We start from the raw sequence: 20,553 nt of genomic DNA, 5'->3' as shown, positions 1-20,553 counted from the left end.
AATCAAACTTTATGCAAATGAAAAATTTAATGGTGTTTGTCTTTGGTTTATTGTTGTGCACCACAGTTTGGGCTCAGCAAAGGACAATTACAGGTATGGTTTCCGATGAAGTTGGACAACCCTTACCTGGTGTAAATGTAACTGTAGAAGGAACTGCAGTTGGCACAGTAACCGGACCTGATGGTAGTTTTACTCTTCAGATAAATGAAAATATAACATCTTTGTTGGTTTCATTTATCGGTTTTAAAACTCAGGAAGTTGATATCGCTTCTACTTCGAACATTAGTGTTCAAATGGAGCTCGATGCTATTGGAATTGAGGAAGTTGTAGCTGTAGGTTATGGAATTCAAAAAAAGGTAAACCTAACTGGATCCATTGCTTCAGTGCAAGGTGAAAAGCTTGCCGAGAAAAGTGTGGTTCAAACTTCACAAGCTTTGCAAGGTATTGCCGCTGGTGTAACCGTTACCTCTAATAACGGTAAACCAGGAAATGAAGGGACTACAGTTCGAGTTCGAGGTATTGGTACGTTAAACGATAATAATCCTCTGGTGTTAATTGATGGTGTTGCTTCTTCACTTGATGCAATAGATCCGAATGATATTGCCGATATGTCAATCTTAAAAGATGCTGCTTCGGCTGCTATCTATGGGTCTCGTGCTGCTAACGGCGTAATCTTAATAACAACAAAACGTGGAAAATCAGGTGAAATGGTCGTTAGTTACAACGGTTCAGTTGGTTTTACTACTCCTATTACCTATCCTGTTAATGCCAGTGCGTGGGACTATATGATGTTGTACGATGAAGCGAATGCTAATGACTTGCGTACCGACGACGGAGTGCCCGGAGGTGTCATTTATGGAACTGAAAAAATTAATACATGGAAAAACGCAACGGACCGCGATGAATATCCAAACTCGGATATGTTTAAGGAAACATATGCAGACAAAGCCGCTCAAACAAAGCATTTTCTTAGTCTTTCAATGGGGACAGATAAATTAAAGTCCAATACATCAATAAACTACACCTATCAGGATGCACATTATCCAAACTCAGGTTATACCCGCTATGGTGTCCGTTCGAACAACAGTTATAAAATGAATGATGTTGTTGAGTTTGGTGTTGATTTGTCGATTCGTAAGACGCTCAGTGAGGATGCAGCCGCAGGAATCACCGATGCCTCCGGTCAAGGCCATAACCTTGATCAACTAATGAGACAACCTGCCATATATCCAACAAGATTTTCAAACGGAGTCTGGGGATACAATTATAATGGAGGACCTCATGCGATGATGAGTATATTTGAGGCATTACATATGACGTATAATACCTGGCACGAAACACTTGCAAAACTAAGTGCTACCATCAATCCATTTACAGGTATGCGTATAAATCTCTCATATGCACCAAAATTAAATACAGCAGATATCAAAACAGTGAGTAAAACAACTAACCTTTATGATTATCAGACAGGAGAGGTTATCTATACGCCGCCTGGTCAGGCAAGTATGACTGAAACACGAAATACAACTATAGAAGATGATATTAATGTTCTAGTAAATTATGATAAATCAATTGGTGGTCATGATTTGTCCGCTTTAGGAGGATTCCAGTATTTAACAAATGATTACAATCATTTGTATGCTTACAGGCAAGGGAATGACTTTCAACAATTTGAAGAACTTAATTCCTATAACCCTGTGGGGCAAACCAATTCTGGATATACAACAGAATGGGCATTAATGTCCTATTTTGGGCGTATAAATTATTCCTATAATGGTAAGTATTTGTTGGAGGCAAATGTTCGTTACGATGGCTCTTCCCGTTTTGCCAGTGGTTACAAGTGGGGGGTTTTTCCTTCTTTTTCTTTAGGGTGGCGTTTTTCAGAGGAATCTTTTATGGATAATCTGGATTGGTTAGACAATGCAAAACTTCGTGCTTCCTGGGGTGAATTAGGTAACCAGTCAGGATTAGGAAGTAATTATCCATTTGCCCTTACTATTGCAACAGATCAATATGCCGTTTTTGGTGACGAATTAAATCCCGGTTATGCTCCGGTTAATTATGCATTGAACGATATAACATGGGAAACAACACGTATGTTGGATTTCGGTATTGATTTCACCATCCTTGGTGGAAAATTGGATGCCACATTCGACTGGTATAAAAAGGATACCCGTGATATTTTGTTAAGCATGCCAATTCCTAGTGTGATGGGATATGCCAATTCTCCGAAACAAAATGCAGGGGCAGTAGAAAATATCGGTTGGGATCTCACATTATCACACGCAAATACTTTTGGTAAGTTTTATTATAAAATAACCGGAATTTTATCAGATGTTAAAAATAAAATTACGGATATGGGTGGCCTAAATCCACAGGTTAGCGGAATATATGTAAAACAGGTTGGCGACCCGATAAATGCATTATATGGTTATCAGGCTGATGGTTTGTTCAGTTCATTCGAGGAAGCCCGGGCCTATGAAGTTACACAATGGGGAAAATTACAGGGTGGTGATATTCGCTACATTGATTTGGACGATGATGGTGCAATGACAGGGGATGACCGTTTTGTTCTTGGTAATCCGATTCCTCGATGGACATATTCATTGAACTTAGATGCCAAATACGAAGGTTTCGATCTTGCCTTGTTCTTCCAGGGTGTTGGTAAACGAGATGGTTATATTTCGGGCTGGTACGCTTATCCTTTTTCAAATGCATCAACTGTACTGGAACAACATCTTGATCGTTGGTATGAAGGAAATCCAAATCCGGATGCCGCTTTCCCTCGTTTGTCAATCAATCAGCATTCAAATAACACTCAACCATCAACTTTCTGGCAAGTTAGTGCTGCTTACTTACGCTTAAAAAATGTTCAATTGGGATATACCCTTCCAGCCTCTTTATTGAAAGGTAAATCGATTTCAAATGTTCGAATTTTCGCTAATGCATCCAATGTTTTTACAATAAGTGATTTGCCTATTGGGATGGATCCTGAATCTCCTTTTAGTGTTCAAGGAAGCTATCCACTAATCTCGACTTACGCATTTGGTGTTCAAGTAAAATTTTAATGAATTAAATTTATGAAATGAAAAATTTTAATGAAATGAAAAAGAATATATTATATATTGGCTTGATAGTGTTACTGATGGTTACAAGTTGTGATGAACCAATAGAACTCTATCCGTTGGATGTGCCTTCTGCTGAAACATTCTATACCAACGAAGTGGAAATTCAAGGTGGGGTAAATGCCTGTTATTCATACATTGATGCTTACCGGTATTCATATCTTGATCCCGGATACAGTTGGGATGCATTATCTGATCTCGTTTATTCTCGTGGTAATTCTTTTACAATTGGGTATTTAGGATCTACTTTGGATTATACACACGGATATTTTTTGGGATTGTGGAGAAGAATGTATCAAGGTGTTGCGCGTTGTAACTTAATGCTCGAAAAAATTGAAGAAAATAAGGATTTAATTCCGGATGAAAAAGTAAAACAGTTTCAGGGCGAAGTTTACTTTTTGCGTGCTTTTTATTATTTGCGCTTAACAAATATGTTTGGAGATGTTGTTTATCTTGATGCTCCTGTTAATTCAGTAGAAGAAGCCAGTAATGTTACCCGAACTGCAAGGGCTGAAGTTTTGCAGAAAATTTATGCAGACTTTGATATGGCAGCTCAATTGCTAGCTGGTTCAGAAGTAACAGCATTGGGGCGTGCCACAAGTGGAGCAGCCATGGCATATAAAGCTCGTGCAGCACTGCAAAATAATGATTGGGCAACCGCGGCTACGGCTGCAAAATCAGTAATTGATTCAAAACAATACAGTTTAATGCCAAGCTACGAAACATTATTTACAGAAAATGTTATAGAAAGTGCAGAAAATACAGAACAAATATTTTCTCTAGGTCATTTGGTGGAGGCAGGTACTCAAACTCAATATGTTCGATATACTGCTTCTCGTGCATTGGGGGGGTGGTCAACCATTGTACCAACACAAAATATGATTGACTCGTATCTTTGTGTTGATGGTATGGATATCAGTGAATCACCAATGTATGATAAATCAAATCCATATGATAATCGTGATCCTCGCATGCGTTATTCATTGGTACTTCCAGGCGATTTGTGGGGAGATTATATTTACGAAACACGTTTGGATAAACCCGAGACATTAAATGCTGCTGGTGAAACGGTTACAAATCGAGATAGTTATAACTCGACTGAATTTACATCATTTACCGGTTATTTGATACGTAAATATTTTGAATTTAAATATGTTGAGAATGCCGCTCAATGTGAAAATCCATTTATGCTTTGTCGTTATGCAGAAGTATTGTTAACCTATGCAGAAGCAAAAATTGAATTAGGTGAAATTGATGCCGATTGTGTAGCTGCCATCAATGAGGTTCGTGGAAGAAGTGATGTAATGATGCCAGAAGTTACCGCCGGAAGTCAGGCTGAAATGAGGAAGATTGTTCGTACAGAACGTAAAGTTGAATTATTCAACGAAAACTTACGTTGGGATGATCTTAAGCGTTGGAAACGAGCAGAGGTGGTTTTGAACAGACCAATTTTAGGACGCCCTGTATTGGGAGATTTTGAAGGATATCCCGATGTTGAATTCGATGAATATGGAGATCCTTTGTATGATGTAGCCTCATATATTCCCCACCCATCAACAGATTACAGGGTAGTCTTGAATACATTTTTTCAACAACGCGATTATTTGTGGCCGATACCTGAAACTGAATTAGCTTTAAATCCGGCTTTAGGTCAAAATGATGGTTGGTAGAATGTAATTTTTTTCTATATAGTTTAGTTTGTTAGTTGAAAGGCTGGTTGTTTCTGGCCAGCCTTTCTTTAATAAATTTTAAACTAAAAAATCATTTGTTTTAAATTCATATAGCTCCGGTATTTTGAGGTTTTAAAGACAAGTGTTTGTGTTAGGTGATTAAAGAGCAAATGAAATGTTGCAACCATAATGAACGAATCAAGCTTAAGGAGGAACTACTACACTCAAATAAAATGAGAAATAAAAAGCACAGAAGGATTTTCCCATCATAACAAATGGTATATTTATTTATTGTCGGGATGCACTTATTTTACCGGAGTTGAATAGTTATTGCTCTCTGACCGAACGATATTCGGGATAATTTTTTAAAAGAACGTTTAAGTAATAATATAAGATATGAAAATAATATCACTTGTTACGATAATATGCTGTTTCAGTTTGATTTTTGACGCAAATGCACAGACGGAATATCCTCCACATATTGACGGAGCTGAGGAAATCACTTATAAAACTGTTGACGGGACCAGTTTGAATTTATGGATATTTACTCCGGAAAAACATAAATCAACAAATAGTGCCCCTGCCATTATTTTCTTTTTCGGAGGCGGTTGGAAGACTGGAAGTCCAACTCAATTTGTAAAACATTGTGAATATCTGTCGGCGAGGGGAATGGTTGCGATAGTTGCAGACTACCGGGTTAAAAGCAGGCATGGTGTCCATCCCAATGTATGTGTGTCTGACGCCAAATCAGCAATACGTTGGGTTCGCGAAAATGCGTCGGAATTGGGTGTAGATAGTGACAGATTAGCTGCGGGAGGCGGTTCTGCCGGAGGGCATTTGGCAGCAGCATGTGCAACCTTGCCAAAATTCGACGATGTAAATGAAAACAAATCAATAAGCTCAAAACCTAATGCTCTGGTTCTTTTTAATCCGGCTCTGGTACTTGCAACAACTGACGATTTTGAAAAAGCCTTGAATGAAAAAATTGGCGGTTTGGTAGAAAGAATGGGGCCAAAACCAGAGGATATGTCACCTTACCACAACGTAGTTGGCAAATTGCCTCCAACAATTATTTTTCATGGAACAGGTGATAATACCGTACCGTTTATATCGGCAGAATTATTTACTAAAAAGATGCATAAGTTTGGGAATAAATGTACGTTGGTTGCCTATCAGGGAGAGCCACATGGTTTCTTTAATTATGGGAAGAACTCAAATGCAGTATTCATCGATACCGTAAATAAAATGGATGAATTTTTGGTTTCCTTGGGCTACCTTAAAGCACCACCTAAAACGTTCATTTATAATAATTAAATAAAATTTGAAATGACACGAGTAGAACTAAAATAACATTACAAGATAAATGGATGATTTAAGTACTCCTGATTGCGAGGCGGATTTATTTATTACAGTTAGTGTGAGTGTAATATTTTGGTTTGTTGAATATTAAATTTGATCTAAATACATACAAATAATTGAAACCAATGAAACCACTACTTTTTACAGTTATATTGTTGATCTTTATTTTTGGATGTTCTTCAACTAAACAGGAGGATAAAATTCCTGCCGGAGAATTGGATATTAAATCAATGCTTCAATCAGCACCGACGGGAGCAAAATTTATTAATGATAGTTCTTTTATTTGGGGTGCCGGATTGGTGAAATCAGCATCTGATCAGAAGTATCACATGTTTTATTCGCGATGGCCTCATAAGTTTGGTTGGTCTGCATGGGTAACCCATTCGGAAATAGCCCATGCTGTTTCTGATTCTCCTTTTGGCCCCTTTAAATTTGTAGATGTCGCCTTGCCTGCTCGCGGAGCCGAATTTTGGGATGGGATGGTAACACACAATCCAAATGTCCACTATTTTAATGGGAAATATTATCTTTATTATATGGGCAATCGCGGAGACGGTATTCCGAGCAATTCAGGGGAGAGTCTTAACTGGACGCACCGAAACAATCAACGTATTGGAGTAGCTGTTGCGGATGATCCAAACGGACCTTGGAAAAGGTTTGACGAACCAGTGATTGACGTTACCAAGGATTCTACAGCGCACGACGCCTTAATGACTTCTAATCCTTCTGTAACACAAATGGCAGATGGTAGGTACCTGGCAGTTTATAAAGCAGTTGGCAAGAAAAAGCCAATGCCTTTTGGTGGACCAGTTGTTCATCTAACTGCCATTGCTGATTCCCCAACCGGACCTTTTGTAAAACAAAATAAACCAATTTTTACGTCTGAAGGTGTAATGTTTCCCGCTGAAGACCCCTATGTGTGGTACCAGGACAACTGCTTATATACTATCATTAAGGATCAACAAGGTTATTTTGCAAACGCAGGACGAAGTTTGGTCTTATTCTACTCTATTGATGGAACAGACTGGAAACTGGCTAACCATCCATTGGTATCCACTTTGGTTTTAAAGTGGAGAGATGGAACAGAACAGGAACTGGAAGCGCTTGAGCGCCCTCAGCTTTACATGGAAAACGGAAAACCAGTTGCATTACTATGTGCAGGTAAGGAACCTTTTGGAAATTCTTTTAACGTGCAAATTCCTTTGATAAGTAAATAAAACCACTCAAAGAATAGAAACAATAACAATATGAAAAGAAATTTCAGAGTTCCACTTGAAAATTTTTTGCTATTCTGCTTCTTCATATTGTCATGCAATGGGGGGCAGTACGGAACAGAGTCGTATGATGTTGTAATATATGGAGCAACGCCTTCCGGTATCACGGCAGCTGTTGCTGCAGCTCGCGGGAACGCGAGGGTGATAGTTATCGAGCCGGGTAAGTATATTGGAGGGATGGTAACGGGAGGGCTTTGTCGTACGGATTTTGGAGATTCAACTGCTATAGGTGGTTTGGCACTGGAATATTTTAAGCAATGCAAAATATTAAGTGGAGCCGATTTGTGGTATAATGAACCTCATATTTTTCAGGAAGCGATGTCAAAATGGATATTGGACAACGGAATTCAGGTAGTAACAAATGAAAGACTGGCGAAAGTAGTAAAAAAAGGAAACCGGATTGTATCTGTAACAACTCATTTGGGGAACCGCTATGTTGCACCTGTATTTATTGATGCAACTTATGAAGGCGATTTAATGGCAAAATCTGATGTTTCGTATTTTGTTGGCAGAGAGTCAGGGAAAATATACGGTGAAACCTTTGCCGGGGTACAACCTTCAAAGGAAATGGATGAGATTACCAAAAAGGACCTTGAAGACGACTGCCCTTGTTTGGGAGGTGATGGGGAACATTACATTGACCCGGCCTCGATGCAGATTTCTGCTTTTGTTTCCGATGGCTCACTCAGGTACGGAGTAAACAAAATAGCTCCTGTTCCGGGAAGTGGCGATAACAAAACACAGGCTTATTGTTTTCGGCTTACAGTAACTCAACGCCCTGATATCCTTTACCCCTTTCCAAAGCCTGAAAATTATGACTCAGGGCAATACGAAATACTCTTGGGAATATTGGAAAAATATCCTAAAATCCGTTTTAGCCGTCTTGTTCATTTCGGAAAATTACCCAATGGTAAATTTGATATGAATTCGAGTGGTATGCAGTCGATTGATTTTTTAGAAGGAAATACAGATTTTCCTGAATCGGATTTTACTTCTCGCCAACGAATTGTACAGAATCATATTAATTATCAGCAGGGTTTTCTATGGTTTTTAGGCCATGATGAGCGAGTACCAGAGGCTTTGAGGGATGAGGTTAACTCCTGGGGATTATGCAGAGACGAATTTATTGATAACGGTCACTGGTCCTATCAACTTTATGTTAGGGAAGCCAGAAGAATGATCGGCAAATATGTGATGACTGAAAGTGATTTATTAAAAAATACCACGAAGGAAGAATCCGTTGGGATGGGGTCATTTTTAATGGATTCACATTATTTTCAGTATTACAAAAATAAAAAGGGAATGGTTGAGGCGGAGGGAACCCTTGTTGGAGAAAATGGGGGATTGAGGCCCGGGAAGTATGAAATACCTTATTCTTCTCTGGTGCCCAAGGAAAAAGAATGTGAAAATTTGATTGTTCCCGTTTGTTTGTCTGCATCGCATGTGGCTTATACCTCGTTAAGGATGGAGCCAGTGTACATGATTTTGGGACACGCAGCGGGGCAGGCGGCTTTAATGGCTGGTAAAGCAGGTTGTTCTGTTCAGAAAATTAATGTAGCTGAATTACAGAAGAAACTAATGATACAAAAACAGAGAATAAAACGGCGTTAATCAGATAATAAGATGAAGAGAAAACCAGACAATTTTTACAAAAATATTTTGACTAATAGTTTCACGGAGCCATAATTTCTGGTTGTATTAATATTTGGAATAATCGTAAGCAGTCCAGCTGCTAAAGAAAAGTTGGGATTTTCAGCCCATTTGCGTTTTTAGTTTTAGGAGAGGAAAGACTTCAGCGATTCTGATTTATACTGAAAGTGATGATTTGTTACAACTTAAATAGGAAGAGAATTAAAAATTTGGTAAAAGAACGACACGATGAATCAAAAAATTAGGTATTCAGTTCTGTATTATATTGTTTTTATGTTTGTGAGCAATGGGGTTTGTCTTGCACAAGATAAATATGCCCCTTATGTCAATCAAGCCGGTTATAACCTGGGAGAATCAAAAAGATTTGTGTGCTATGGAGCACCTGATAATACTCCGTTTAAAATTATTAATATTAAAACCAATCAAGTAGTTTTTGAAGACAAAATGCTGAACAACGAGGGGTGGTTTACTGAATTAAATCCTAGCTCCTCCGGAACGGAGTATCTGGTTGAAGTTGAGGGGTATGGAAAGTCAGCTCCTTTTTGGATTGCAGACCATTTAATGGAAAAAGTTTCGGCAAAGCTGGCATACGATTTTTTTGTTGACGTTCGCGGATTTGATAATCTGGATGAATATGACATGACAAAAGTTTACGGTGGAGGACCATCTCGCGACGGTGGTTTATATGGATTGGAAACAATTTTCGAAATTTTGTATTATTCCAGTAATCCTGCACTTTTTGATAATTGGACAACGGAAATGGGAGATGATAAAATAGCTGACCTTATTGAGTTAATTCTGTGGCATGCTGAATTTGCTTATAAATATCACGACTATAACGGGCCGGTTGCCAATCGGCATGGTTCTCTAGGTTACGAAGGTGAACCAAGGATGAACTACGATTATTGGAATTCGCTTGACCAACTGGCGGCTGTTTGTGCTGCATATCATTCATTTTTAAAACCTTTTTTATCCGAAGAGAAATATCAGCTATACAGAAAGGTTTGTTTGGAAAAATGGGAAAAGTACGAGCGAGATAAAGTTGTTCGTTATTGGACATATAGTGTTAAATGGGTAGATGCCGGATTTCAGGAGTTTAATGAAATGGGCAATGCTTACGGTCAATCCGTGTTCCGTAATCTATTTATGTATCTATGTGAGAAAAATGAAAAGAAAGGCAATCCCGATAAATTTTTGAAATATGCGCAGGAAAGTGCTCAGGATATTATTACAAATTGGGACTTTGACAATCCGCGACACATGTGGTGGATTCGTAATGCCGAACACATTACTCCACAGGCTCTTGCATATTTTTTGTTGGTAGCACCGAAAAATGCGCCCGTGGGAACAAAAGAAAAACTGGCTGCCTGGGCTGTTCATATGAAACAAAAAACCAATAATTTCTGGAAATACAGAAAACACAGCGAAACAGAGTGGGCACATGCCAGAACAAAGGAATTAGGCGGAACTCCTGCATTAGGGGGCTCAATGTTTGCGGCAGCTCATATATTGGGCGATCAAAAACTGAGGGACCTGGGGTGGGCACAAGTCGATTTTGTTTTTGGAGTTAATCCTGTTGGCTCTCACCTTAGTAACAAAAGTACTGAACGCGTAAAAATTGGCGGATACTGGGAGGGAATAGAAAACGGATGGCCTCAATCGCATCCAGATGGTTATGGAAAATTGGGTTTGGTTCGCGGAACTTTAGATGGTTCCCCTCTTGATAACCAGTTTCCGATTGCTCAAACTGTGGAAGAAGTTGAAGGGAAAAATAATGGGCAGGTTTTTGGTAAAAATGCCTATGCTACAGAAGGCTGGTGTATTTCTAACCGTGGATGGATGGCAACACTTACATTTTCGACGATAGGAAGTCATAATTTGAAGATTTTTGACACAGACTATAATAATGAAAGATATAATGTAAAATCTGGTGAAAAAATTATTATTGAACTTAAAGCTGCATTAAATCAGAACTGGGATAAAAAAGATACCGGATGGGTGGAAATTGATGATGGTTTGGGAAATGTAAAAAAACTAACTCTTACTGAGACGGGAGAAAACACAGGCGTGTTTACAACTCAGTTTGAAGTTCCTCAAAATGAAGATTTAAAAATGATAAAAGTAAGATACGGTTATTTAGGATTGGAAAAAGAAGCTGTTGTAAATATATCAAATTAGGAGATATATGGGAATTGGTCTGATTTAATCTGATTCCAGGTTTTTTTCGTTTAGTGAAACTTATTTTGAGCTTTAATGAATCATACATCGAAATACGGTTTTGTCCATTTATATCTTCCTGAAAATCGAAAAGTAAAAGTAACCGAAGTTATTATTTAATTGTAAAAGCAAAATCATGAAATCGTTTATGTCTGTTTTTCTAATTTGTTTTTTTATTCATGCTGTTGGGCACGACAAAGTGATTTTGTTAGAAACCGAATCTTTTCAAAACAGAGGTGGCTGGGTAATCGACCAGCAATTTATGGACGAAATGGGCTCGCCTTTTTTATTGGCTCACGGACTAGGTAATCCGGTTGCTGATGCAGAAACAACTTTCGAAATTCAACAACCAAATAAATATTATGTTTGGGTGCGAACACGGGATTGGGTTGGACCATGGAAAAAGACAGGGGTATCAGAGGCAAAAAAGGCAACAGGTTTTCCCGGAAAATTTAAAGTGTTGATTGATGGCCAAAAATTGGAACCAACTTTTGGCACTGGAAAAGCAGAATGGCACTGGCAATCCGGGGGAAGTATTCAATTGAGAAAAGGGAAGCATAGAATTGTGCTGCACGATCTGACAGGCTTTGAAGGCCGTTGCGATGCGATTTGTATTACAGCACGTAAAAATTTTGTTCCTCCTCAATCGTTAAAAAAGTTAGAGAAATTTCGTAAAAAAACGGGGGCACTCACAGAAGTAAAAGACCAGGGGGAATTTGATCTGGTCGTGGTCGGTGGAGGCATCGCGGGAATTTGTGCAGCCATTTCCGGTGCACGTTTAGGTCTTAAGGTTGCCTTGGTTCAGAACCGTCCGGTGTTGGGGGGAAACAATAGTTCGGAGGTTCGGGTGTGGCTGGGTGGAAAAGTAAACTTTGAACCCTATCCCAAAATTGGAAATATTGTAAATGAACTGGAGCAAAAAAACAAAGGCCATTACGGGCTTGAAAACAAAGGCGAATATTACGAGGATGATAGGAAGGAAACATTGGTTAGAAATGAAAAAAATATTTCACTCTTCCTTAACTTTCATGCCAACAAAACAGAAACTAAAAAGAATGAAATAAAAGCAGTCTTTGCCCAAAACATAAAGACTGGTGAACGAATAAAAATTACAGGAAGGTATTTTGCCGATTGCACAGGAAATGGATCAATTGGAGCGTTGTCCGGAGCTGAATTCCAAATGACTGAAAAAGGGCACATGGGACGTTGCAACCTCTTTAATTTTATTGAAACCGAAACGGAGCAAGCTTTCCCAAAGTGTCCTTGGGCACTCGATTTATCCGACAAACCATTTCCGGGAAGAGGCGATAACAAGGGAGTTTATGGAAATTTAGGTTTGAAGGCAATGGGCTCCTGGTTTTGGGAAAGTGGTTTTGATCATGATCCGATTTTAGAAGGAGAGTACATTCGCGATTGGAATTTTCGTGCAGCATTTGGTGCCTGGGATTGTCTTAAGAATGTGGACAATCAATACCCAAAACATAGATTTAACTGGATGGCTCACATTTCCGGGCTGCGCGAATCACGCAGATTATTAGGCGATGTTATGCTTACTTTTGAAGACATTCAAAACGACAAAAAGTACGAAGATGGTTGTGTGCCAACTTCCTGGTCACTGGACTTGCATTTACCATTCGAACCTTATTATAAAGGTTTCGAAGGCGATGGTTTTATCTCTTACGACCACCACGAAAAATACAAAGTACCTTATTGGGTACCCTATCGTTGTTTGTATTCAAAAAATATAAAGAATCTTTTTATGGCAGGTCGTGATATTAGTGTAACGCATGAAGCATTGGGAGTTGTTCGGGTAATGCGCACCGGCGGAATGATGGGCGAAGTGGTTGGAATGGCTGCAAAAATTTGTGTTGAAGAAGAATGTAATCCGAGAGAGGTTTATGAAAAGTACCTTGATATTCTAAAATCCTTTTTATGGGAAGGAATCCCATCGAAATAGATGATATAATTCCTGTTTTCGGGGCTTCAGGTGTAAATAGTAAGAAACCGGATAAATTAAAATTACCAAAGTAAAGATATAATTGTATGATACAAAAAAGATTGACCACAATTATCCTACTTCTCATGTTGTGTTTAACAATATTTGCACAGAGGAAGCGCCCCAATATTGTAGTCATTTTAGCAGATGATATGGGATACTCAGATATTGGGTGCACGGGTTCTGAAATTGAAACACCAAATTTAGATGCATTGGCTGAAAGTGGAGTGCTGTTTACAAATTGTTACAACACTTCTCGTTGTTGTCCTACACGTGCCAGTTTGCTCACTGGATTATATCAGCACCAGGCTGGATATGGCCACATGGACAGCGATTTGGGATACCCGGCATATCAGGGGCGTTTTAGGAATAATGTTGTGACCATAGCTCAGGTCTTACAGAAAAATAATTATCGCACCATTATGCTTGGTAAATGGCATTTAGGGCATGAAAAAGAATACGATCCGCTTGCACGTGGTTTCGACAGGATGTATGGAATTCCCAAAGGGGGAGGTGTTTATTTCTATCCCTGCGTTGGTCGCGACAGACAGGTTTATTTGAATAAAGAACTGGTGACTCCTGATTCTACCTGGTATTCTACAGATGCTTTTACCGACTATGCCATTGAGTTTTCCCGGGAGGCTATAACAGACAACAAGCCTTTTTTTATGTATCTCGCCTATATAGCCCCACATTTCCCCCTACAGGCATGGCCTGGGGATATTAACAAATACCGGGGGAAATATTCCAAAGGTTATGAATTTTATCGCCAACAACGCTTTGAGAAACAAAAAAGACTGGGAATTATTGAAGCAACTACAAAACTTTCGACACCTGATTATGATGAGTGGGATTCGCTGGAAGACAAGGAAAAAGAAGATTTGAAAATGGCTATTTATGCAGCACAAATAGACCGAATGGATCAAAATATTGGTCGCTTGGTTTCTATGCTCAAAGAACAAGGCGAACTGGACAATACCATAATCTTATTTTTTTCGGATAACGGCGGAACAGATGCGAATTTAAACGCTTTTCCCGAAGCCGAATTGGGCTCGCGCGACTCCTGGACTGCATATGGCAAAAATTGGGGTAATGTAAGTAATACACCCTATCGGAAATACAAAACATTTACGCATGAAGGTGGTATAATAACACCGTTGATTGTGCATTGGCCAAAGGGAATTAAGTCTGTCGGAAGGTTGTCGCACGAACCAGTACACATTACTGATATTTTCCCAACCATATTGTCACTGACACAGACGAAGTACCCTAAAAGGCTGAAGGGACAGGAATTGGTGCCTTTGGTAGGTACTGACATCATGCCACTTGTACATGGCGAAAAACAGAAACCAAATAAAACTATGTTTTTCGAACACCAGGGAAATCAGGCCGCCCGGATTGGAAACTGGAAACTTGTTAAGACACATAATCTTAATTGGGAATTATACAATTTAAAAAAGGATCCGACCGAATTAAATAACCTTATCAATAAACAAAAGGTTATAGCCGATTCTTTGAAGAACCAGTTTAATCATTGGGCAGAGCAATGTGGTTTAAAACCCTGGCCTGTAAATAAAAATAATAGTAACAATGAAAACCATTAAATCAAAAATAATAAAGCAAATACCTTTTATGTTTGTCCTTCTGGCATTTTTGGGATGTACGTATACTCCGTCACTGGATGCAGATGTCAATAATCTAATCACGGAAGACTGCGAATGGTCCGAGGCCTATTTCAAAGAAACACCTCATTCGGCAAAAACACAGGTGTGGTATCATTGGTTGAATGGAAACCTGACAAAAGAGGGCATTACGACAGACCTTGAATCCATGAAAGCTTCGGGGATTGGTGGATTCAGTGTTTTTAATGCAGCGGAGGGAACACCTCCCGGTTCGGTAATTTATTATAGCGATAAATGGTGGAAGATGTTTATTCATACCAAAAAAGAAGCTAAACGATTAGGTTTGGAAATGGGGGTAATGAACGGTCCGGGTTGGTCGGCTTCCGGAGGCCCATGGAACACACCTGAAAACGCTATGCAAGAGGTCGTATGGACAGAAAAACAGCTTAAAGGGCCGTTGAAGTTTGATGAAAAACTAAGTATTCCAAAACCGGCTTTAGGACTGGAACGCGATATGAAGCGTGATACTATAATTAATTTACGCTATTATATGCCTCGCGAATATGTAAAAGGCTACTACCACGACATTGCACTACTGGCTTTTCCTACTCCAAAGGGAGAGATAGCAGGTAACCCTTATCGCATCGATGGTTGGTGGGAAAAAGCCGGCTATTCAAAAATGGCGAGATATATAAAAGATAAACGACAGGCTCCACATGAAGATGTGGTAAAAATGGACGATATGATTGATTTGACTGACAACCTGGATAAGGATGGGAATTTGCGGTGGGATGTGCCTGAAGGTGACTGGACAATATTGCGTGTCGGTTATCAGCCAACAGGACGTTCAAATCATCCTGCTCCTAAAGGAGGTAAGGGGCTCGAAGTAGATAAAATGTCGGCAGCAGCGGTGGACTTTCATTGGAAAGAATCGGTAAAAAGGATGCTTGAGGCGGGAGAAGAGGGAGAAAAAAGTTCCATAACATCTGTAACCATCGATAGCTACGAAGCTGGTCATCAGAATTGGACAAAAGGTTTTGAGAACAGTTTTAACAAAATGAGGGGGTATGATATTCACAAATATTTACCTGCAATTACGGGAAGAGTGGTTGAAAGTACCGATGTTACAGAAAAATTTTTATGGGATTTTAGAAAAACGGTCAGTAACATGATTATTAATAATTACTACAAACGTTTTCAGACTCTGGCTCATGATAACGGAGTAAGATTTGCTGCCGAGGGATATGGAAACTTTGGAAATACCGATGATTTTGCCACCGGTAAATATATAGATGTTCCGGCTTCTGAATTTTGGGCAAATAGTTCGAGCAACCTCGGTGGAATTGCCAAATTGTCTTCCTCTTCTGCACACACCTATGGCAGAAAAATAGTAGGTGCCGAAGCATTTACAGGTTCTCCGGGAAAAATATTTGAAACTAACCCCCGCGATATAAAAGCACAGGGAGACTGGTTTTATTGTAAAGGCATTAATCAGTTTTGGTTGCATGGATATACAAACAGTCCATTCAGCCAAGAACCCGGATTGGTTTTGGGATCGTATGGCTCTCTGTTCAACAGACACAATACCTGGTGGAAATATGCCAAACCCTGGTTTGATTATATGGCTCGTTGTCAGTATATGCTTCAAGCAGGGAATCCCAAAAGTGATGTTTTGTACTATGTTGGTGAAGACGCACCTGTAGATCCTGAATTGAGAGAAGATTTGCACCCCTCTGTACCTTATGGTTACGATTACGATTTTTGTAACAGGGATATTCTTGAAACAGTAAAGGTTAAGGGTGGAAAGCTAGTATTGCCTAACGGACTGGAGTATGCAATTCTTGTAGTAATGAATTCAGATCATACCAGACCGGAAGTTTTGAAAACACTGGAAAAATTAATTAATGAAGGAGCCGTTGTTGTTGCTAATAAACCAACATGTGTTCCCGGCTTGAATAATGCAGATTCAGCACTTGCTGAACAGCAAATCCTTACTTCCCGAATCTGGGGAAAATCAGATGGTAAAATAAAATATAAAAATAGCTATGGAAAAGGAACGGTTTATGCCTCAGCAAACATTTTGGATGCATGTGCGGATTGTAACCTTTTGCCTGATTTTGATTTTACCCTGGATGATGCCGGGCAATATGAAGGAGCTTTGTTCCCTGGAAATGGTGTTGAGTTTATCCATCGGAGTACTGCTCAAACAGACATGTATTTTGTTAGTAACCAACACAACAAAGCCAAAACTATAAAAGCTAAATTTAGAGTAGCAGATAAATTACCTGAATTATGGGATGCTGAAACCGGTGAGATAATTATAGCACCCGAATATCAAAAATTGGCAGACGGGCGAATGGAGGTAACATTGAGAATGAAGGAGGCCGGTTCTGTTTTTGTTGTATTCCGCCAGGCCATAAAAGAGGAGAGTGCCAATAGTGCCAATAATTTCACCCCGGCAAAAGAAGTTGGAGAATACATGCTAACAGCACCCTGGAATGTTTCTTTTGATGGTAGTGGGGCTCCGGAACCTGTAATTTTGAAGGAATTAGTAGATCTCGCAAAGTACGATGAGGCGAACGTAAAATATTTTTCGGGAACAATTACTTACGAGAATAAAATAAATATTGATGAATTGAATCAGGGTGAAAAAATGATTTTGGACCTTGGTGAAGTAAATGTGGCAGCCGAAGTATTTGTTAATGGGAAATCAGTAGGAGTACTTTGGAAGCGCCCTTTTGTTATAGATATTACAGGTGCGTTAAAAACAGGGGAAAATGCTCTTAAAATAAATGTGGCTAACCTTTGGGTAAACCGTGTAATTGGAGACCAGAAACTACCAGAAGATTGTGAATGGACCACCAATACTGGCTCTACGGCAAAAGGGATGGGATTAGCTAAAATTCCCGATTGGGTAATTGAAGGAAAAGAGAGTCCTACTGGTCGTAAAGCTTTTGTAGGATGGAAATGGGAACATTTGAAAAACAAAGAATTAGTTCCTTCGGGCTTAATCGGACCTGTACAATTAATTTCGAAGGTAAAAGTAGAAGTAAGGTAATAATAGTAAAGAGATATAATCAGTTTAGTGCGTATGAAAAGTCAATTTTTTATCATCCTATTGTGGATTTTAAGATATTTTGATTTTGAAATGTTGCCAATACCTGAATCAGGTACTAAAAAAGGGAGACTTTATTTATTCATTTTTTACCAATAAAAATAAACAACAATGAGAACACTTTTTTTAATAAGCATATTTTGTATGGGAATAGTTCAGTTTGCATGTTCGCAGGACAATAATTTGCCCGAAACAAAAGAACGGGAGTTAGTTTGGGAAGACGAGTTTGACTACGCAAACAGAGAAGAATTATTAAAGGTGTGGGAATCTCAGAATGGTCCAAGCGGACATATATTGTGCAGCCGTTGGCCGGAAAATATTGAAGTTGGAAGTGGAACAGTACGACTGGTAAATCACAAAGAATCGCGAGGTGGACAAGATTGGACTTCTGCCAGTATGTGGACAAGAAAAGATTTCCGCTACGGTTATTTTGAGTGTCGTTACCGCTACGCTTCAGAGACCGGAACAAATAATTCATTCTGGCTGATGACAAGGTCTTCTGCTTCTGAACCGTCAACAGGGAAACGATTTGAGATTGACATAAATGAAGGTCATTATCCCAATGAAGTGAACACAAACATTCATAACTGGTCCGATATAACGGTCAATTCAGATGGGAAAAAAATACATCCTTCTTTTCACAAAACGTTTCAGTTTGATCAAACAGACTTTTCGAAAGACTTCCACACATTTGGTCTGGAATGGAATGAGCAGGAATTAATTTACTATTTGGACGGAAAGGAAATCCGTAGAGCGAAAAATGAATTTTGTCATTCTCCTGCTCCTGTTCTGTTAAGTCTGGCCATTATAACATGGGCGGGAGAAGTAAGCGATGAAATCGATGGAACTTACATGGAGATTGATTATGTTAAAGTGTTTAATAAATAGGTTTGAAACATGATACTGCCTTAAAATATAAAACGGGCGTAAACCTCTAATAACCCGAGGGTGCCATTGGTGTAATGTTGAAAATGGCACTAAAGGTAAAAAGATTACAAAAAAATAGATTGATACCAATAATACCCGATAACTATGATAACATTTCTAATTTGCATTTTTATATTAATTGTCGGCTACTTCCTGTACGGAACTTATGTGGAAAAAAAATTTGGTGCGGATAAAAACCGAGAGACACCGGCTATCGCTAAACAGGATGGTGTTGATTTTGTTCCGCTTAAAACCGGAAAGATATTTCTTATCCAGTTCTTAAATATTGCTGGCTTAGGCCCGATTTTTGGAGCTATTGCTGGTGCTTTGTGGGGGCCGATTGCATTTGTGTGGATTGTATTTGGGTGTATTTTTGCAGGAGCTGTGCACGATTATTTCTCCGGGATGTTATCAATCAGACATGATGGAGAAAGTGTCCCTGAAATCGTTGGCAAATACCTGGGGAACGGGGTAAGGCAGTTTATGAGAATTTTTGCAGTTGTTTTGTTGATCCTTGTCGGGGTAGTTTTTGTAAAAGGTCCTGCAACCATCATGCACGAACTAACTGGGATTAACGTAGCCATTTTAATTGCTGCAATTTTCATTTATTATATTTTGGCCACTATGATTCCAATTGATAAGTTAATCGGGAAAGTATATCCGTTATTTGGGATTTCATTGTTAATCATGGCTATTGGATTGTTTATATCCCTGCTTTTTGGGGATTACAGGATACCAGAGTTAAACGCTCAGAACTTTGCAAATTTACACGCTTCACCAGATGACTTCCCTGCTTTTCCTCTGTTGTTCATAACCATTGCCTGTGGGGCTATTTCAGGTTTTCATTCTACTCAGTCGCCCTTAATGGCAAGATGTGTCACCAATGAGTTGCTTGGGAAGAAAATATTTTTTGGAGCTATGATTACTGAAGGGATAGTGGCCTTAATATGGGCAGCTGTAGCAATGGCATTTTTTGGCGGAGTTAGTGAATTGGGTAAAACGATGGCAGAAGAGGGACACAATGCAGCATGGGCTGTAAATATCATTTGTAATACAATGCTGGGCAGGATTGGCGGTATTCTTGCCATATTTGGCGTAGTGGCGGCCCCAATTACTTCCGGCGATACTGCTTTCAGAAGTGCAAGGCTGACCATAGCTGACTCGTTTAAAATAAATCAGCAAAAATTAATTAAGCGTTTGATAATTACCATTCCGGTTTTTATAATTGCGCTGGCTCTCACACGGGTTAATTTTGCAGTTATATGGCGTTATTTTGGATGGTCAAATCAGGTGCTGGCAACGATTGTTTTATGGGCAGCAGTTGTATACATGCTTAAAAATGGTAAAACCTTTTGGTTCGTTCTGATTCCTGCAACTTTTATGACAGCAGTTGTAATAACCTATATTTTAATTGCACCGGAAGGTTTTCAACTTTCTTACGTGATTTCTTATACTATTGGAATAATTGTCGCCTTGACATTATGCGGGTGGTTGCTGTTAATAAACTTTAAAGTTTTAGACTGGCCTAAATATCAACTCAAACAAGTGTTGAGCGATACAAATACAAAACTCTAAATTATACTCAATTTAAATTACTA

General features: G+C 39.1%; 11 protein-coding genes. All 11 read left to right on the top strand.

Annotation, left to right across the window (positions count from 1 at the left end):
- The first annotated feature begins 17 nt into the window (after window positions 1-17).
- The 11 genes from GM418_RS28855 (at window position 18) to GM418_RS28805 (ending at window position 20,530) form a co-directional block, all read left to right on the top strand.
- Window positions 18-3,068 (top strand): SusC/RagA family TonB-linked outer membrane protein, encoded by a 3,051-nt coding sequence (locus GM418_RS28855; RefSeq protein WP_158871504.1) that lies wholly within the window; start codon window positions 18-20, stop codon window positions 3,066-3,068.
- Between the two features lie 35 nt (window positions 3,069-3,103).
- Window positions 3,104-4,795 (top strand): RagB/SusD family nutrient uptake outer membrane protein, encoded by a 1,692-nt coding sequence (locus GM418_RS28850; protein ID WP_158871502.1) that lies wholly within the window; start codon window positions 3,104-3,106, stop codon window positions 4,793-4,795.
- Window positions 4,796-5,191: 396 nt separating this feature from the next.
- A complete protein-coding gene (locus GM418_RS28845) occupies window positions 5,192-6,109 on the top strand; it encodes an alpha/beta hydrolase (RefSeq protein WP_158871500.1) in 918 nt (305 codons plus the stop codon).
- Between the two features lie 170 nt (window positions 6,110-6,279).
- Window positions 6,280-7,371, top strand: coding sequence for a glycoside hydrolase family protein (locus tag GM418_RS28840; protein ID WP_158871498.1), 1,092 nt, complete (start codon window positions 6,280-6,282; stop codon window positions 7,369-7,371).
- A 30-nt stretch (window positions 7,372-7,401) separates the two neighbouring features.
- Window positions 7,402-9,039 carry an FAD-dependent oxidoreductase gene (locus GM418_RS28835; protein ID WP_158871496.1) on the top strand — a complete coding sequence of 546 codons (1,638 nt, stop codon included), beginning with the start codon at window positions 7,402-7,404 and terminating at the stop codon, window positions 9,037-9,039.
- 267 nt (window positions 9,040-9,306) lie between these two features.
- Complete coding sequence (locus GM418_RS28830) at window positions 9,307-11,256, top strand: early set domain-containing protein (RefSeq protein WP_158871494.1); 1,950 nt, start codon at window positions 9,307-9,309, stop codon at window positions 11,254-11,256.
- 175 nt (window positions 11,257-11,431) lie between these two features.
- Window positions 11,432-13,252 carry an FAD-dependent oxidoreductase gene (locus tag GM418_RS28825; protein ID WP_158871492.1) on the top strand — a complete coding sequence of 607 codons (1,821 nt, stop codon included), beginning with the start codon at window positions 11,432-11,434 and terminating at the stop codon, window positions 13,250-13,252.
- A gap of 86 nt (window positions 13,253-13,338) precedes the next feature.
- Window positions 13,339-14,895 (top strand): arylsulfatase, encoded by a 1,557-nt coding sequence (locus GM418_RS28820; RefSeq protein ID WP_158871490.1) that lies wholly within the window; start codon window positions 13,339-13,341, stop codon window positions 14,893-14,895.
- Window positions 14,882-17,971 carry a glycosyl hydrolase gene (locus tag GM418_RS28815; protein WP_158871488.1) on the top strand — a complete coding sequence of 1,030 codons (3,090 nt, stop codon included), beginning with the start codon at window positions 14,882-14,884 and terminating at the stop codon, window positions 17,969-17,971. Before GM418_RS28820 ends, GM418_RS28815 begins: the two co-directional genes overlap by 14 nt.
- A gap of 168 nt (window positions 17,972-18,139) precedes the next feature.
- Window positions 18,140-18,916, top strand: a complete 777-nt coding sequence (locus GM418_RS28810; RefSeq protein ID WP_158871486.1) for a glycoside hydrolase family 16 protein — start codon at window positions 18,140-18,142, stop codon at window positions 18,914-18,916.
- A 144-nt stretch (window positions 18,917-19,060) separates the two neighbouring features.
- Window positions 19,061-20,530: a carbon starvation CstA family protein gene (locus GM418_RS28805; protein ID WP_158871484.1), complete on the top strand. Its 1,470-nt coding sequence runs from the start codon at window positions 19,061-19,063 to the stop codon at window positions 20,528-20,530.
- Window positions 20,531-20,553 lie beyond the last annotated feature (23 nt).

It is taken from the genome of Maribellus comscasis (genome assembly GCF_009762775.1).
GTDB classification, from domain to species: domain Bacteria; phylum Bacteroidota; class Bacteroidia; order Bacteroidales; family Prolixibacteraceae; genus Draconibacterium; species Draconibacterium comscasis.
The sequence above is the reverse complement of the archived record's forward strand: the minus strand, read 5'-3'. Positions and strand labels throughout refer to the sequence as shown.

What these genes read in the sequence shown, in the direction of transcription:
- GM418_RS28855 (WP_158871504.1), top strand. Translation starts at nt 18, where the DNA reads ATGAAAAATTTAATGGTGTTTGTCTTTGGTTTATTGTTGTGCACCACA.
- GM418_RS28850 (WP_158871502.1), top strand. Translation starts at nt 3,104, where the DNA reads ATGAAAAAGAATATATTATATATTGGCTTGATAGTGTTACTGATGGTT.
- GM418_RS28845 (WP_158871500.1), top strand. Translation starts at nt 5,192, where the DNA reads ATGAAAATAATATCACTTGTTACGATAATATGCTGTTTCAGTTTGATT.
- GM418_RS28840 (WP_158871498.1), top strand. Translation starts at nt 6,280, where the DNA reads ATGAAACCACTACTTTTTACAGTTATATTGTTGATCTTTATTTTTGGA.
- GM418_RS28835 (WP_158871496.1), top strand. Translation starts at nt 7,402, where the DNA reads ATGAAAAGAAATTTCAGAGTTCCACTTGAAAATTTTTTGCTATTCTGC.
- GM418_RS28830 (WP_158871494.1), top strand. Translation starts at nt 9,307, where the DNA reads ATGAATCAAAAAATTAGGTATTCAGTTCTGTATTATATTGTTTTTATG.
- GM418_RS28825 (WP_158871492.1), top strand. Translation starts at nt 11,432, where the DNA reads ATGAAATCGTTTATGTCTGTTTTTCTAATTTGTTTTTTTATTCATGCT.
- GM418_RS28820 (WP_158871490.1), top strand. Translation starts at nt 13,339, where the DNA reads ATGATACAAAAAAGATTGACCACAATTATCCTACTTCTCATGTTGTGT.
- GM418_RS28815 (WP_158871488.1), top strand. Translation starts at nt 14,882, where the DNA reads ATGAAAACCATTAAATCAAAAATAATAAAGCAAATACCTTTTATGTTT.
- GM418_RS28810 (WP_158871486.1), top strand. Translation starts at nt 18,140, where the DNA reads ATGAGAACACTTTTTTTAATAAGCATATTTTGTATGGGAATAGTTCAG.
- GM418_RS28805 (WP_158871484.1), top strand. Translation starts at nt 19,061, where the DNA reads ATGATAACATTTCTAATTTGCATTTTTATATTAATTGTCGGCTACTTC.